Source organism: Chryseobacterium polytrichastri (assembly GCF_900142445.1).
GTDB classification, from domain to species: Bacteria; Bacteroidota; Bacteroidia; order Flavobacteriales; family Weeksellaceae; genus Chryseobacterium; species Chryseobacterium polytrichastri.
Map to the genome: position 1 here is coordinate 71,907 of NZ_FRAV01000017.1, position 15,037 is coordinate 86,943.

Below are 15,037 nucleotides of genomic sequence, written 5' to 3' on the forward strand. Positions count from 1 at the left end.
GACAAATATATGTGCTTAATACGACAAAACGTGTCGTGTTTTATTTTTTGTAATAAATTTGTTGGATGATTGAAAAACAAAAAAGCGTAGATTTTTTTCTTCTCATTATCTATTTATCAAAAACATAATTTCCATTTTTATCTAAATTAATCCTCAATTCTTCAGGGAAAATTAAGGCAGATAATGGTTTTCCATCCTTATCATTTATAGCGATGATGTAATTTCCATACATTTCATTAGGTGGAAATCCTTTTGAGTAGTCATACGATCCAGCCCAGTAATCCATATTGAATCTATTATCCTGATCTTCTTTCTTCCAAAAATTTAATTGTATAGGATACTGATGATTATGATCTAATTTTAAATCTTTATAAACCTTTGCTATAGTTTTTTTTATCTGATCTTCTGTCTGTTTCATGATGACTAATATTAAGTTTTCACTTTCGGATTTATTAAACAGAAAGATTATTTTCTGAGATGTAGACTAGTTCATCAATCATATCCGCCAATGTTTTAAAAGGAGACTTCCATATAATTTCTCCTTCATCGTTGTCATAATCTTTGTGAATAGAAAAATTCCAAGGTTGAGAATTGTCTTCATTATCAAGAAAAATAAAAACTCCGCACTGACCTTCAAAAGTATTGAGTATTGCAATTGGACGAACAATGTCAACGTTTCTTGTCCGAAGTGCTTCTTTATATTTTATGACAAGTTTTCCTGCATTTTTCCCGACATGATTTAATGAGATACAGCTGAACTCACCACCAATATTGAGGAATTCTTTATATACTTTAGGAAAAGAATTTCCATTATTCATTTCCAGTTCCAACTGCTTGATTTCTGTTTCCGTTAAACCAACAGGTGGACCGAATGCAGAAATCCTTTTACTTGCCCCATTTTGTTTATAAAACTCATATTTTTTTAAATACTCAATTTCCAAAACTTTCTCTTTTGTAGATAGTAATATACATTATTTTAGCTTTAATTCTTTTTTAAAAATAAAAACCGCAATAGTTAAGTTGCTGTTAAAGCTATAAGTTATTTATAGAGTTTATTTCAAATAAAAAATAAAAGTTTAATTAAGAGCCTGTTTAGATTTTACTCAATAATTTTTATACATCTAGTTCTCAGTTGTTTATTTTCATCAACAATACTCAATAGATGATGTTTGAAATTATTTTTTGATTAAAAAGATTAACGCAAAGTTGATGAATAATTTTGCTTTATTCTAAGTGAGCAAAGTCATGCGACTTCGTCGCTGATGAAGCAGTATGCTTATCCATACGCTTCGACGAATCAACAAAGTTGATTCCTATCCTTTGCTCCCTGAAAACATACATAATGAAGCTAAAGCTTTGCGTTAGAAAAACAGGTCATCAGTACATTGTCTTTTAAATCAAAAAAAAACCTTAAAGAATATAATTTAGATAAAGATTTGAATGTGATGCAAAAAATTAAATTTAGAAATTTAAACAGGCTCTAAGTAAAGATGACTTCTATATTTATTTTCTTTAATTCCATTTTTTTTTAATTTTTAAGCTCTTCAGGTGATGGCTGAATTGTCTGCTGTGAATAATCCATAAAATTTTCTAACGTTTCTGATTGATTAGCTGTTATTCCCATTCTTTTTTCTGTGCTTTCTAATGCTGTTTTAAGAGGTATTAGTGATTTTTCAACATTCTTTGCAAAAAAAATAAATCACCAATTAAAGCGGTTTTTGTTTTTAAAATAGTGGATAGTTAAAGAATAAGGTCAGTATTTCTAAATTATTATTTTACCTTATTTCTGCTATTTGAGAGTAAATTTCATCTTCCTAATATATGTGGTTATACAGCAAGATGTTTTTGAGCATCATTATAATATTTTTTTTTGAAAAAATAAGCCATATCTACTGTGGCTTAAAAAGTCTCAAAGAGTATCAATAAAAAAATATTCCTTTTCGATGAAATGTTTTTAAGAAAAACAGGTGGTAATATTATTTAGTCTAATAGATGTGCTTTATTTTGAGTTAATTACATTTGTATGGTGTAATGTCGTGCTTAAACAGTTCTAAAATTTTTTTTTCTTTGTCTTTAGACATATCAAAGTTACTATATTCATTATCTGTAAAATTATATCTATCTTTTCCTTTATCGGGAAAAGCAATATATTTTTCAAACTTACCCTTTCTCATAAATAATAAAATAATACTTGGAAAGCTATCTTGAATGCATTTATAGCTTTCATTTGAAGTAAAACCTGTTCTATAGATATCGTTAAATAAATAGTAATTAAATAAAATGTCAGAAAGCTTATCTAATTCAGCGGAAGTAATAATTCTTGTTTTATTGTGGAACTTATTTTCAAGATAGTTTCTAGGTTCATTAGTTTCAGTCACAAAATTTGGAGATACAACATACATAGTATCATAATTATCAAAAGGATAAATAGTTTTCCTAACATTTAAGGGAATGGAAAAAGCTTGCTTAAAAACTGGATAAACTCCTCTTTGTGGAGCAGGAGGAGGGTTTTTGTCAGTAATCCATTTTTGTTCCTTTTTGTATTTTGAGCAATTTTTTAAACAATATGAATTTCGATATTGTTGTAATTTATTATTCTGTGAAAGTAATAATGCATAAAAAAATATGCATAATATTGAACAAAAACTTTTCATATTATTTTTTTAATTCAGGATATGCTTTTTCTGTTTCAGCCTTCCATTGTTCAAATTTAACTTTTCCCTCGCTGCCGCACGAATCCTTTCGTGTGGTTAGTGATCCTATAAATCAAATATTCTAAAAATCACAATATCATCCAAAAGCCCTTTCTCATCTGAATAATCTATTGCGCTGCTGTATCTGTAATCTTCCGCACGGAAAACTAAACCTGCTTCAACCGGATTTTGGTGTACATAATTTATTTTTTGATTGATTACACGATTGCTCCACAACTCAATAGGTTTATTATCATGTCTCCAAAATTGATATTGTTTCACATTGGAAGTTTTTGAGCCTTCCTGAAGAAAGAAATTGAGTAGAAATTCTTTTCTGCTTTCTTGAGGGTTTTCTTTAATAGCTTTTATAATGGCTTTGCTTGTAAATCTTTTCAAATCGCCAATCAGAAGTTCAGGTTTGTGACCGTTTATACTTCTAAAAACTAAATGTACGTGACTTGACATGATGCACCACGAATGTATTTCTAATCCTTTATTCTTTTGGCAAAACCTTAAGCTTTCTAAAAGAATTTCTTTGTATTCATTTTGGATAAATACATCTAGCCAACCTACTACAGCAAAACTTATGAAATATAATCCTTCAGGATTATGAAATTTGTAATTTCGGCTCATCTTTATGTTTTTATAAAGATAAAAATAATACAATCTAGAATAAAGTTTTAAAAGAAAAAGCCACACGATATAATCGTGCGGCAGCTAGGGGCAACAGTTAAGTTGCTGTTTTTGCCCACGAATTAAAATTAAATTCATGTGGTTTTATATTGGGAAAGCATATGGATTATTTATAATCGAATCTGTCTTCATCAGGATACCAATAAAGATCTAAACTGGGTGTCATTGTTTCATTTTCATAGTCTTGTATATAGCTTTCTAAGCTATCTGCAGTGCCAAAACCAACTACCCTTCCGTATTTTTTTTCTACTAAAAATTGGGAGTTTCCTACCAAAGATTTATTAAAATTTCCGGTTAATATATATTCTTTGGATTGATAATCATAAATATTACCATACGGTTTTTTGATAGTCTCTTCGGTCAAGATTACTACTTCAATATCTGATCCTCCAAAATGTTCTGCTTTGCTTTTCAAATAGCGTTCGGCTATTATTAGCATTTCTTGGTCTGTTAACATAATTTATTCTTTTAGTTCTTTTTTTCCTTTGTAGAAAGATTATGTTTCTTTCCATAATTAATTAAAAGGCTATAAAGTATTTGAGGGTTAGTTTCTTGTGTTAATTGCTGTTCTGCTATTTTTGTGAAGTTTGAGATCATTTTGATGTTTCACTAAGCAAAGAAAAACCACCCTAAGGTGGTTATGGTTATCAATGGAATTTTTTTGATATTTTCATATTAGCTCCTAGTTTAAAAAAGGAGGGAGTGACTTCAATATATTCTATTCCACTACCAGAATTTAATATATATTTATCTCCGTTTTTTGAATGATTTTTCCCTATTAAAGACTCTTCAATAATCTGATCAATCTGAGTAAAAGGAGTTGACATATTAAATTCAAGGGATTCGAAATGATCATTTCGATTATATTTAAACTTCAGAGATTTTAGCTCATGCCTATATTGAAATTTTTTTGTATACAATGTTCCATCCGATTTTTTTTCTTTTTTTATTGTTTCTGAAATAAGTGCACCCAATAAAGCTACATTTGCATATTTATCTTTAAAAATAGTAATTATGACATGGATAAAATCTTTTAAATTACAACTTTTTAAAAACAATTCTATTTCTGTTTTTTCCTTGTCATATTTCATAAGTTCGTTGATACTTTCTATAGGGTTATCTATTGTTTTCATAGCCTCTATGTAGTAGAAGACTTCAAAATCCAAACTTTCTCTTTTCATAATATTGATTATTGATATTTAATATATTCTACTAATTCCCCAAGTTCATCTATAAAGGTATCAGCTATTTTTTTGTTAAAAATAAGTAATGTTTAATAAAAATATATATTATGAGATATTTGATTATCAATAGATTAAAAGTTCTGTTTAATCTAATGTCCTTTTATCCTAAGCCGTAGTAAGCAATCCATTTATCGGGATTAATAGTAATCTTTACTTTTTTGCCCGTTATTTCTACTAAAGCTATTGGTGAGTTTTCAACTTTAAAAGTAAGGTTGTCATTTGATTGTATTATCTGATATTGTTTTCCGTTTAAGCTTTTTTCTACAGCTTCTTTAAATTTATTTATATTTTGTTGTTGTTTAAATGAAAACTCCATATATTCAGAAAAGCAACATCCTTTATCCGTATCAAATTTTAATTTGCATATAAGGTGTTCAAAATCAATTCTATTAATCTTTTTTGAGCTTAAATAGATATCAGTTTTTTCATCGAGATAAGAGGGATATTTATCTTCTATCTTATAAGAATCCTCAATTAATAAATTCATTGTCCAAAAGTGATTCTGTGCATATTTTTCTTTATAAGAAAATATAAGTAGTTCAACTACTTTATCTAATGGTTTGGTTGTTATAAAAGACTTGAATTTATCAATGTGGGGTTTTAATTCTGTCGTTTTGGGATCTATTCCATCTAAAACGAAAAGTTCATCGTAATAAAAAAAATCTAATTTAAAATTGATGTCCATAATATTATTGATTTATTATTTTATATAATGTATGTATTCTACATCATTTTTAATGATGTTATATATTTCTTCAAATTCATCTTCTAATGATCCTCCTTTCTCTACAAAATTATTTTGAATTTCTTGGATTTTTTTTAAAAAATCTTGTGCTTTTATGGGTTTAATTCCTAAGCTTTTCATGCTAAAAACGTCACCACTAGGAGTTACTGCTCTTATTTCTGCAGCATTACGCCCTAGCAATGTTTTGATATCTGTTATACTTAAATCAAATCCTCGTGGGTGATTATGCGTAATAATAGAGTTTATCATCGTTTTTTTAAACCTGTCCGGAAAAATAATTGTATGTTCTAAGTTTGAAGTCCAAAAATCTCCTTTTTTAGTAGCTGAATTAAAAATAAGAGCGTTTTCCACTCGGTCTGATGCATACATAGCTTCGAATTGTTTGATTTTTTCACTTGCATTGTCTGCTAGGATACTCACTTTTTTAGCAAATCTTTTCCCATTATATCCTAAGGTTTCTTCTAAATGATTTATAAGATTGTCTATTTCCTTAGCTTCATCCGCATTCTTTGCAGACTTTCTGATATTATCTTCGTGCTCCAGAATTTCCTTCGCGCTTTTTCTCAATCCATTATGGATTGCAACGCTAAGTTCCCCTGATAAAGATAATAATTCTAACCAAAATAAATATTCAGATAATGCTTTACCCCATGCGGCGTCTCTTGCACCTGTAAGTTTCAATAATGTATTTACTGTACCACTGGTAATTTCTACCACAGCTGCAGTTGCTGCCACAACCTTTCTGATATTTGCGACTGCTCTTCCAGCTTTACTTACAAAGGGGAGTTTCCCCGCTTTTGATGCAAATTTCGCCAGATATCTGAATTTTCCAATATTCCCAACTCCGGAAACAGTAGTTAAAATATCTGCCGCATACTCTGCAGTAGTAATAACGTTACTCCAAAATTGCTTTTCTGTGTTGGCCTTCAACATAAAGGCAGGAATAACGGAATCAAGTTTCATTTCCGTTTGCTGATTCTCAATATCCTTAAGATAAATAGGATAGAAAGGATGGTACCAGAACTGATCTATAACCGGAACTGGTGTAGACACAAGGTTATCAGTTTTCAAGCTTGGCCTCATTTCATTTTCAGTTCTTCCAGTATCGTATAATGTTTTTAGTAATCTTCCCTTTTGTTTATGGGTTTCAAAAGACATACTTACATTACTGAAATAGAACCCAAAAGCTTTTTCAGAAGAGTATGGAAGGAATAAAAGACCATCCGTAGTTGCAAACTCAGGATTTTTTTTGGTATCTGGGTAAATGAACCTTGATTTTTTCCATACTTGGCTGATCAGTTTTGCAAATTCTATGAAATTCTCTCCATTAATCCTTTCATAAATAAATTCGAATTTGGTAATATTCTTATCACCATCTTTTATATTCTCCAGGAACCAATTCATGAGTTTGACTTCCTGTCCTTCTTTTTGGAGAATAATTCTGATAAGTTTTACAAAGATATTTTCTTCTGCCAAGTCTTTTTTGTTTGTAAGGCTATTTCTTTGTATGGCCATTTCCATGAGTGTCCATAAGAAATTGTCATTAAACATTATGGCTACAGACTCCGGTAAATAAAACAGGGTTTTCATAGCATCATAGTAAGCAAGTGTACTTTTACTTTTAATGCTGTCTTCTATTTTATGGATTACCTGAGTCATAAATTGATCTCTGAAAAAATCTCTCTGAATATTTTGATTTTCTCCTTTTTGTAAAGAAAATCCTTCACTAAATAAAGTCTGGTCCAAAAAAGTAAGTATCCCGCCGATACTTGAGAACTTTAATATAATAGAACATTCATCGTAGGGTATAAAAAACTTTGGTCTGTATCCTTTTTCATAATATCTGTATTTGAGTATGAAATTCTTCAGTCCATATTCTATCTGGAGAAAAGGAATTAAACTCATTCTGCCTTCTTTTTCAGCTTTCAGAACCTGAACTTTCTTTTCTGGATTGTTCCACAAATATTGTTCATCTTCAAAGAGTATTTTGATGATTTTCCCAAAAGTAGTGATGTGATCTGTATAATCATAACTATATGTATCGCTTTCTATATCTTTGATGTACTTTCCATTGGGATCATAATAGATATTGTCCGGAAAAATACTCACCTCCTTTAAACTTTCGGAAAAAATAACTACCAAATTTTTATTGGTATCATAAATATATGAATTAGTCGCAAATTCTATGGGAAATTCTATAAGCCACTCATCAGGCACAACTTCTGTTGTTTCATCCAAAAGGTTATAATACTTTCCGATGGATGTTTTTATATAGTATTTTCGTTCTCCGGTAGTTTTTAGTAGATAAATAGCTTCAGCATGATGACCGTCCAGAAGACTAAAAATTCGTTTATATTTATTAAAATCTGTTTCAAAAATCTGTTTATTTACATTATAAGCTTCACCATCATGTAAGGTTGTTAAAAGAACTTCAGTGGGTGGTAAAGCATTGTTTGCAGCTTCCTCAGCCCTTCTGTAAAGTCTTAGAAAATCAATGAGTTGTTGAAAATCAGCCATTATCTTTGGTTTTGGAAATTACATATGATAGATCATTTTCAGGAAAAATCATCGCAAGTTTATTTTTGGAATAATGTTCTCTTATTGTTTCTTCATCCAAAACCAGTAGGTCCAAATAATAATCTTTATCAATTAATACGTAAGCATTTTTAAGTTTACACTTTGCCTGTACTAAAACATCCCAATCTTTTCCTTCCAGAGTTTCCCAATCTGCAAAAGGAACTCGGCCTCTGCTTCCGAAAAGAAATATCTTTTCCACAGCAGTTATGTTATCAATCTTATCCTTTAAGGTCGTGAGGATATAAGGCAGCACTTTTTCGTGCTGCCAAATAGCCTCGAGTTTTACTCGGCTCATGATTATATTTTAGAGAATTAAATTAAAAATCTTGATAGAGATAGTTTTTCGTGGTATTCCTGAGAATCAACAAGTTTGTCATCTTTATCAAACAATCTGTTTGAGGAACCTGTGAAAAAGTCATCAGCGAATTTCAGATAATTAATTCCATCAGTAGTAAACGCTAATGTATCTGACATTTCTGAATAAGGAGGTTTAACAAATTTGAAGTTTTTGATTTTATCTATGTCTACTCGGATTGTAACTCCATTCTTTGTATTGGCAAAGGCTTCAATGCCATCTATTCTTGAAAGTCCATCAGCCAAAGTTCCATAAAGTTTCACAAGCGAATCTGTTTTAGACCATTTTGCATCTCTTACGACTTCAATGGTTTGTCCCATACATTCGTATTTTCTAGGAAATTCACCTGCATCATCAAGATCACCAATGGTATCATAAGATCCTACCATATCTAAATTTTTTAGTGAAAACTGGATCTGCTTAATACTTGATTTGTTTCCCATCAAAGAATTATCTTTTACAAAGTTACTTTCAGTGATAACATCTCCTGGAACTTCAAATTCGTTAGGGTCTTCAGCTGTAAAAGGTAAAGCGTGCCCTACTTTTAATCCGATGCTTTCTGCCTGAAGAATATTTAATGGAGTAGGAAGTCTCGTGATCCAGGCTTTTCCTTGTTTTTCTCCTTTTGGCTGCTTCATTTCGTCTACAATAGACATGTAAAGTGAATCTCCAATTACAGGGACTTCGCCACCATTCCAGATTTTTCCTGTTGCCATATAGAATTGGACAGCATCTTCAAATCCTGGGCGAACGGTTGCAACCACTCTTGCCATCCCACTTTGTAAGAATGCTCTGAATAATGGATCTACATCTTCGGACTGATAAAGGTTAGCCCATTCTGTTTTGTTAGCCCAATAATAAGGATACAGATAGTAAGAAAGGTTTTCCCATTCAAAAGCCTGTTCCATGAATTTCAGGAAAGCAGTATATTTATCAAGTTTTGATGATAGATCGGTTTCATAGTCCATAAAAGTACTTCCTATAGTAAGTCCTGCCATACCATATCCATGGGTAGAATTGGCAGATCTATTAATCATATAAGAGATACAGTTTTTACGAAGAACCGTATTCTCAATCTGACGATAGAATCCTGGGTTGGAGCCTTTAATCTGGATTCCTGTAGCTTTTTCTTCTGCTATTCTTTGTTCATAAATCGCTAATGCTTTCTCATAGCTGTCAATGATAGCTTTAAATGTTTTTTGGAACCATGCGTTTCTTGCTTCAGCAGTAAGCTCTAAGTTAAGTTTTAAAGTTCCCTGCATAATTGGACTTTCTCCGGTAGCAAAACTAAACTCCAGCTTATTTTTAATATTGAGTGTTGTGGTTGTTCCACTCATCTGTGTGTTGTTTATTGAACTAATCCAATTGGTGCCTTGTCCTCCAATAGTCATAAAAGCCTGATGCGCACCCTTGAAGCTATGTGGATAGGTTTGGAAAGTATAATCAACATTTTTTAATAAATAACCCTCTGGAATTTCGACTTCTCCGTTTCCATTGACAATCTGTACTTTATCATCATCTTTTCCTCCGAAATTTCCATCACGTCCACTGAATGATTTACTAATTCCAAAAGACTCGGAAGGTTTTTCACCAATCTCAGCATTGTATTTACTTACCCAATGCTTTAACGTGGCATCGTTGTTTAAAGCAGTATAATTCTCCATAGGTAAATTACTTGCTTTTCTTGGGTCTTCAGGTTTTACAAGATCACTTTTTGTTGCAGAATTATCTAGGGTCATGCCCAATGTATGAAGTTTAGCTGGCTGAGGAATCATGAATTCAAACATCAGACGCTTACCATAATTATAGATCTGATTTTTCATCAGTTTATCTACCCAACGGAAAACACCAACTACATGTTTATCTCCTTTGGTATTGTCAAAGCCGTGTTTGTTGTTTTCTTCAAATTCTTCGATGATTTTTTCAATTCTTTCCTCATGAACTTTTGTTACAACTCTATCTAATGCTCTTGCTGTAACATCTTGTGCCTGAGTAAGTGCCTGTCTTGTACTTTCTTCTTTGGAAGAATGATTGGCATATCCTCCTGCAATTCCTGTACTAAACGAGGCTCCCCCTGTCATTTCCCATTTTGCATCAAAATGTGCCTGTACATTGGTATCTCTGGATTCTTGCAACATCTTGGCAATCTCAGTCTGCATTTCAAATCTTGTAGCAGTCGTGGTATCTGTAAGCTTTTCTTTTTCAGTATCTGAAGAGTTTGTTGTTGTATTTTCGCTTCTTCTTAATCTTCTTGTTGCTTTTTCACGATATTCACGAGCCATTACATTTTCGATGTGGGCTACTTCTCCTTCTACATATGCATGAGTGGTTTGCTCTACCTTAAGATAATCTGCAATCCCAATCTGCTTGAATCCAAATCCTGAAGGAATATAAGAATCGTCAGGTTCTTCAATAGGATCTTTGATTTCATTAACAAATTCAAAAGATGAACTATAGCAAGACTTCATCGTGATGATTCTTGGGTTAAAAGCAGTTACTTTACCATTCGTAAAGGTGATCTTAACATCCATTGTGAAGTTCTCTGTCTGAGAGATGTATACTCCATCTGTGGTTGCAGATGCTAATAATTTGCTTAAAAAGATCTTATTTCCAACACGGCTTTTTTCAAAATAATTTCCCGAAATAGGTCCTGCATTAGTGTAGAATGTATAGCTTATGCTGGCTACATTCCAAGAAGCATCAGGTACATCAATAGATAAATCCAGAGATGTGTATCTCATTATAAACTTTGGACATAGCTGATAAGTAAAAGGGATAGTTTCTACTCTGGAAACAGGAAGGAGAACTCCACCAATACTGGTATAGGATTCAGAGTTATCCATCATATTATCCAATATTAATTTGTTGGCTCTTGCTGTCGCATTTGAAATAATATCTTTTACTTCAGAGAAAGTATTTCTGCCAGCCAGTAAATTATCGATGGCTCCTACATTGTCTATTTTTGCCTTGACTGGTTCTGAAAAATCATAGTCTAAAAGGGATAAAACGGTATCAATGCTGTTAGGTTTCAGTGAATTGACAAGCGTTCTTGCCTCAATTTCTGGACGGAATGGGAATTCGAATTTGGTAATTTTAGGATAAGGGATTTCTTCCGGTTTGTTGCAGGGATCTGCAGGATCATAAGGCTGGTCAGGTTTTCTAATCTCACAGTATTTTCTTCTTGCTTCTTCTACACGGATATAATATTCATCAATGATTGATTGATTTGAATCATTATACTTTTCTTCACTTCTCTTATATTCCTGTGCATATTCTTTATTATATACGGTCTCAATAAGAGAGAGCTCTTTTGTTAAAACTTCATATCTATTGATTAAGGCCTGAGCTTCCTGAATCTTTTGCTGTTTTACCATGTAAATAGAAGGAACTGTAGTTTCTCCTGGTTCTCTTTCTGCCATTTTTGATGCAATACCAATTGGATGAACATCAGGAGTGTCCAGCATTAGTTCCTTAGGAATGACAACTCTTGCGGATAAAAGCTCCCTAACTTCTTCTTCATTAAATGCTGATTGGTTAGGCTGAAGTGTATGCGCTGCAAGTAGAATCTGCATGAGTCCTTCTTTAACATAAAAGTCTTTTTGAGTGGTAATCTGATAAATTAAATTATTCCATAAATTTACAAGATTGGGAAAAGTATAAGAGGGAGAGATTGTTACCTGTCTTATTTTCTCATTAAACTGATTAGAAGTACATGTGCTCTTGTTTTTAACAAGCCATAAAGCATAGTCATATACTACTGTGTATACTTGTTTCAGAGTTTGAGCATCTGGAATGAAATTGCTGTTTTGTTTATAAAGTTGTGCCTTTTCTTTTAATATTCTTTGTTTAGAGCCTGTGTTTGAGGCGACAGTTTTATAGAAAGAATCATCGGCTTTTAGGGCATCCGGAATTGTGATGAATTTTTTGTTTTCCTTTTTTTCATCAGGTAGTTGCGGGCTTCTTAGGCTTACAAACCTGAATAGTGTTTGTGATGGTGTATTATCAGCTGATAAACCAGCTGATTTATTTTCAGAATTGTTCATTTTGTAATTTTGTTTCGTTTTATAAAGGTTAAGATTCAAAGGCTCTTTTTACTAGAGTTACTTTTGATAAGAGTCATGTTTTTTTTGTGGCTTTTGACAAATTTTCCACCTCAGTTGTTAGTTTTTCATCATTATTGTGATTCATCATTAATTTTTTTTAAACACAATTCTGGCTGTTCAACATTTGTGAATGGTGAATTCAAAGGTTGTGAGACAGTAAAGTAGTATTGGTATTTGAGGAATACGCCGAACAGCACAGAACGTGTTGTGTTTAAAAATTGAGTTTAATAGATATCTTCTTCCAGAATATCATTTTCAAAATCCTGTCGGAAGAAATTCTCAATATCATCGAGATAATTCTCGTAGTCTATTTCTGCATTTTCGATGTCGCTCCATTCAACGGTGTAGAGCTCCTTATCAAAAGTTATATCTGGATTGTGATTTGGTGTTTCCATATCTTTTGTTTGGTGATTTGGGTTAAAATTTGGACGTATTTCTTGCTGTCCAGCATTTATAAATGTTGAATTCAAAGGCGTTTAAAGGTTTTATTGATTGTTATTTTGTGTCTTTGTTATATTCCAAAGGTAGGGGTGAGAAGCGACAAAACTTGACGTGTTTAAATATCTTTTTTATTTTTTTTGATATAATCTTAATAGCTTATATTGAGTGTTTATAAGCAAAATAACTTATATTTTATTTTTGATCAATTTCTGTACAATTTGATTCAATGTTTCTCTGTTGTCATCAATATAAATCAGTCCGGCTTGGATTAAGCTTTCAATATTAGATCTTCTTACGTTATCCATTGAAGGAGATGCATTTTTTAAAGATGGGTTTAATCGATAATAATTTTTTTGATTTCTCTGACCTAACGTTTGAAACATTTGGCAAAGCTGATAGTCTACGGTTTCAGCATTGGCAGACATTAAAATATCAATAATTGGAGTTACCCAGCCAATTTTTCCTGATTTTTCCATTTTCTTGAAAGAATAAGATCTGGACTCAATTCCTGTTCCAATAGAGATAATAATCATATCATTAACGCTTGGATGATTAGCTTTCTGATGATTTTTTAAGACTTCGGCAAAAGGAATTTTTCTAGCTTCAGCGTAAGCACAAAGGGTTGGATTGTTAGCAAACATTCCGCCATCAATTAAGCTGAATATTTGTCCATACATCGATTTTATCTGAACCGGACTAAAATAAGTTGGTGCTGCTGAAGTTGCTCTGCAAATATCTTTTACGTAAAAATTATCGGTGCTCAAATTAGCTTTCCAAGAATTAAAAAGTTTAGCCCTTCTGTTTTCAATATCATAGCTGGTGATTAAGCAGGGTTTTATAAGTTCTTTCAACTCAAGATGTCCGAAAAAATCATTGAGGTTTTTTTCAAGTTCTTCCTGAGAAATCTTTTCATTCAGTAAGCCAAACGGATTGACTAATTTCTCCCAGAAGGAAACCTGGAATATGTCGCCCCCTTTTTCAGCATATAATTCTAATCCTTTTTGAATAGAATATTTTGCTTTTCGGTTTTCATCAGGACATAAAATAATAGAGGCAATCAAAGCACCCGTGCTGCTTCCTGCAACAAAATCAAAATAATCTCCAAGCTTTGCACTTGGTTTATCATGTTGTTGTAGCTGCTCTTCTATATAGCGTAAAATAATGCAGGTGATAATACCTCTTATCCCGCCGCCGTCCAAAGAAAGAATGGTTGTTTTTTTCATGTGATATTTTTTAATTTTTTTTAAAAGGACACATACAATCTTAGCTTGATACAATCAATAGCTTTTTATTGATTTTTAGCATATAGATTTCTTTGTTTCTGCTGTTTTTTGCTACACTAAAGATAGGCGGAGGAGGCGACAGAACGTGTCGTATTATAATTAATTTCAAATAAAATGAGATTATAAAATAATATATCCTGCCTTATCTCTGGTCATTTTAGACAAGGTTCTCCAGCTTGTTTTTATAGGTCCTTTTTTGGTTGGAATGCTCTTTTTCTCAAAGTGGGGAAGGTCTTTAAAGGTTTTCCAGTTTCCGCCCCAATCCCAGCCGTGTTTAGCGAAAATTTTCACACATTCGTACCAATCGGCAACACCATCATTATCCCAGTCTTTTGCGGTGTCCCAGCTTGCTGTTTTTCCGTCAATCATTAAGCACATATCTACGGCAAGGCCATAATTATGAATACTCTGTCCGGCTTTAGCGTTGGTTACTTTTTTTCCTGTTGTAATTCGTCCAATGGCGTACAGTTTTTCCTGTTCTTCAAAGCTTCTTAGGCCTTGTGTAATTCTTATTTTTGCTCTTCCGGTTAGGGCCTCATCGCATTCTTTAATGATTTGTTTCACTTCATCTCTTACGAAAGGGTGAAGTTTTTCAATTCTTTCTAGAGTCACTTTATCCATAATTGTATATTTTATCGTTTAAAAAACAAAAGTAGGGGCGCGATACGACAAAACATGACGTATGTAGAATAAATATGATCTTATTATTCTTTTAATGTATTGACGGTATAAAACAATGAAATTTATTTTTTAAAGATGGATTTTTTATTATTAGAAAATTTAGAAAAAAAAAGCAAAAGTAATGGGTAAACACGACAAAACGTGACGTATTTAAAATATTTAATTTGTTGAAAATCAAACGGCTATTTGTAATGTTAAAGTTTTGATTAAGGATAATATTCT

General features: G+C 32.0%; 13 protein-coding genes. All 13 read right to left on the reverse strand.

Annotation, left to right across the window (positions count from 1 at the left end; genetic code table 11):
• Positions 1–109 precede the first annotated feature (109 nt).
• Complete coding sequence (locus BUB80_RS11955) at positions 110–418, reverse strand: DNA/RNA non-specific endonuclease (RefSeq protein WP_073293152.1); 309 nt, start codon at positions 416–418, stop codon at positions 110–112.
• Between the two features lie 34 nt (positions 419–452).
• On the reverse strand, positions 453–941 hold the full coding sequence (locus BUB80_RS11960; protein ID WP_073293153.1) for a hypothetical protein: 489 nt from the start codon (positions 939–941) through the stop codon (positions 453–455).
• A 1,068-nt stretch (positions 942–2,009) separates the two neighbouring features.
• On the reverse strand, positions 2,010–2,654 hold the full coding sequence (locus tag BUB80_RS11965; protein WP_073293154.1) for a hypothetical protein: 645 nt from the start codon (positions 2,652–2,654) through the stop codon (positions 2,010–2,012).
• A 105-nt stretch (positions 2,655–2,759) separates the two neighbouring features.
• Positions 2,760–3,326, reverse strand: a complete 567-nt coding sequence (locus tag BUB80_RS11970) for an REP-associated tyrosine transposase (RefSeq protein ID WP_073293155.1) — start codon at positions 3,324–3,326, stop codon at positions 2,760–2,762.
• A 166-nt stretch (positions 3,327–3,492) separates the two neighbouring features.
• A complete protein-coding gene (locus BUB80_RS11975; protein WP_073293156.1) occupies positions 3,493–3,843 on the reverse strand; it encodes a hypothetical protein in 351 nt (116 codons plus the stop codon).
• Positions 3,844–4,033: 190 nt separating this feature from the next.
• A complete protein-coding gene (locus tag BUB80_RS11980) occupies positions 4,034–4,567 on the reverse strand; it encodes a hypothetical protein (protein ID WP_073293157.1) in 534 nt (177 codons plus the stop codon).
• A 163-nt stretch (positions 4,568–4,730) separates the two neighbouring features.
• Positions 4,731–5,315: a hypothetical protein gene (locus BUB80_RS11985; RefSeq protein ID WP_073293158.1), complete on the reverse strand. Its 585-nt coding sequence runs from the start codon at positions 5,313–5,315 to the stop codon at positions 4,731–4,733.
• A gap of 15 nt (positions 5,316–5,330) precedes the next feature.
• A complete protein-coding gene (locus tag BUB80_RS11990; RefSeq protein WP_073293159.1) occupies positions 5,331–7,892 on the reverse strand; it encodes a hypothetical protein in 2,562 nt (853 codons plus the stop codon).
• On the reverse strand, positions 7,885–8,247 hold the full coding sequence (locus BUB80_RS11995; protein WP_073293160.1) for a hypothetical protein: 363 nt from the start codon (positions 8,245–8,247) through the stop codon (positions 7,885–7,887). Before BUB80_RS11995 ends, BUB80_RS11990 begins: the two co-directional genes overlap by 8 nt.
• 17 nt (positions 8,248–8,264) lie before the next feature.
• On the reverse strand, positions 8,265–12,350 hold the full coding sequence (locus BUB80_RS23640) for a hypothetical protein (RefSeq protein ID WP_073293161.1): 4,086 nt from the start codon (positions 12,348–12,350) through the stop codon (positions 8,265–8,267).
• Between the two features lie 284 nt (positions 12,351–12,634).
• On the reverse strand, positions 12,635–12,805 hold the full coding sequence (locus BUB80_RS23645; RefSeq protein ID WP_175549602.1) for a hypothetical protein: 171 nt from the start codon (positions 12,803–12,805) through the stop codon (positions 12,635–12,637).
• A 231-nt stretch (positions 12,806–13,036) separates the two neighbouring features.
• A complete protein-coding gene (locus BUB80_RS12010) occupies positions 13,037–14,074 on the reverse strand; it encodes a patatin-like phospholipase family protein (protein ID WP_073293163.1) in 1,038 nt (345 codons plus the stop codon).
• A 180-nt stretch (positions 14,075–14,254) separates the two neighbouring features.
• A complete protein-coding gene (locus BUB80_RS12015; protein ID WP_054512271.1) occupies positions 14,255–14,755 on the reverse strand; it encodes a M15 family metallopeptidase in 501 nt (166 codons plus the stop codon).
• Positions 14,756–15,037: the final 282 nt, after the last annotated feature.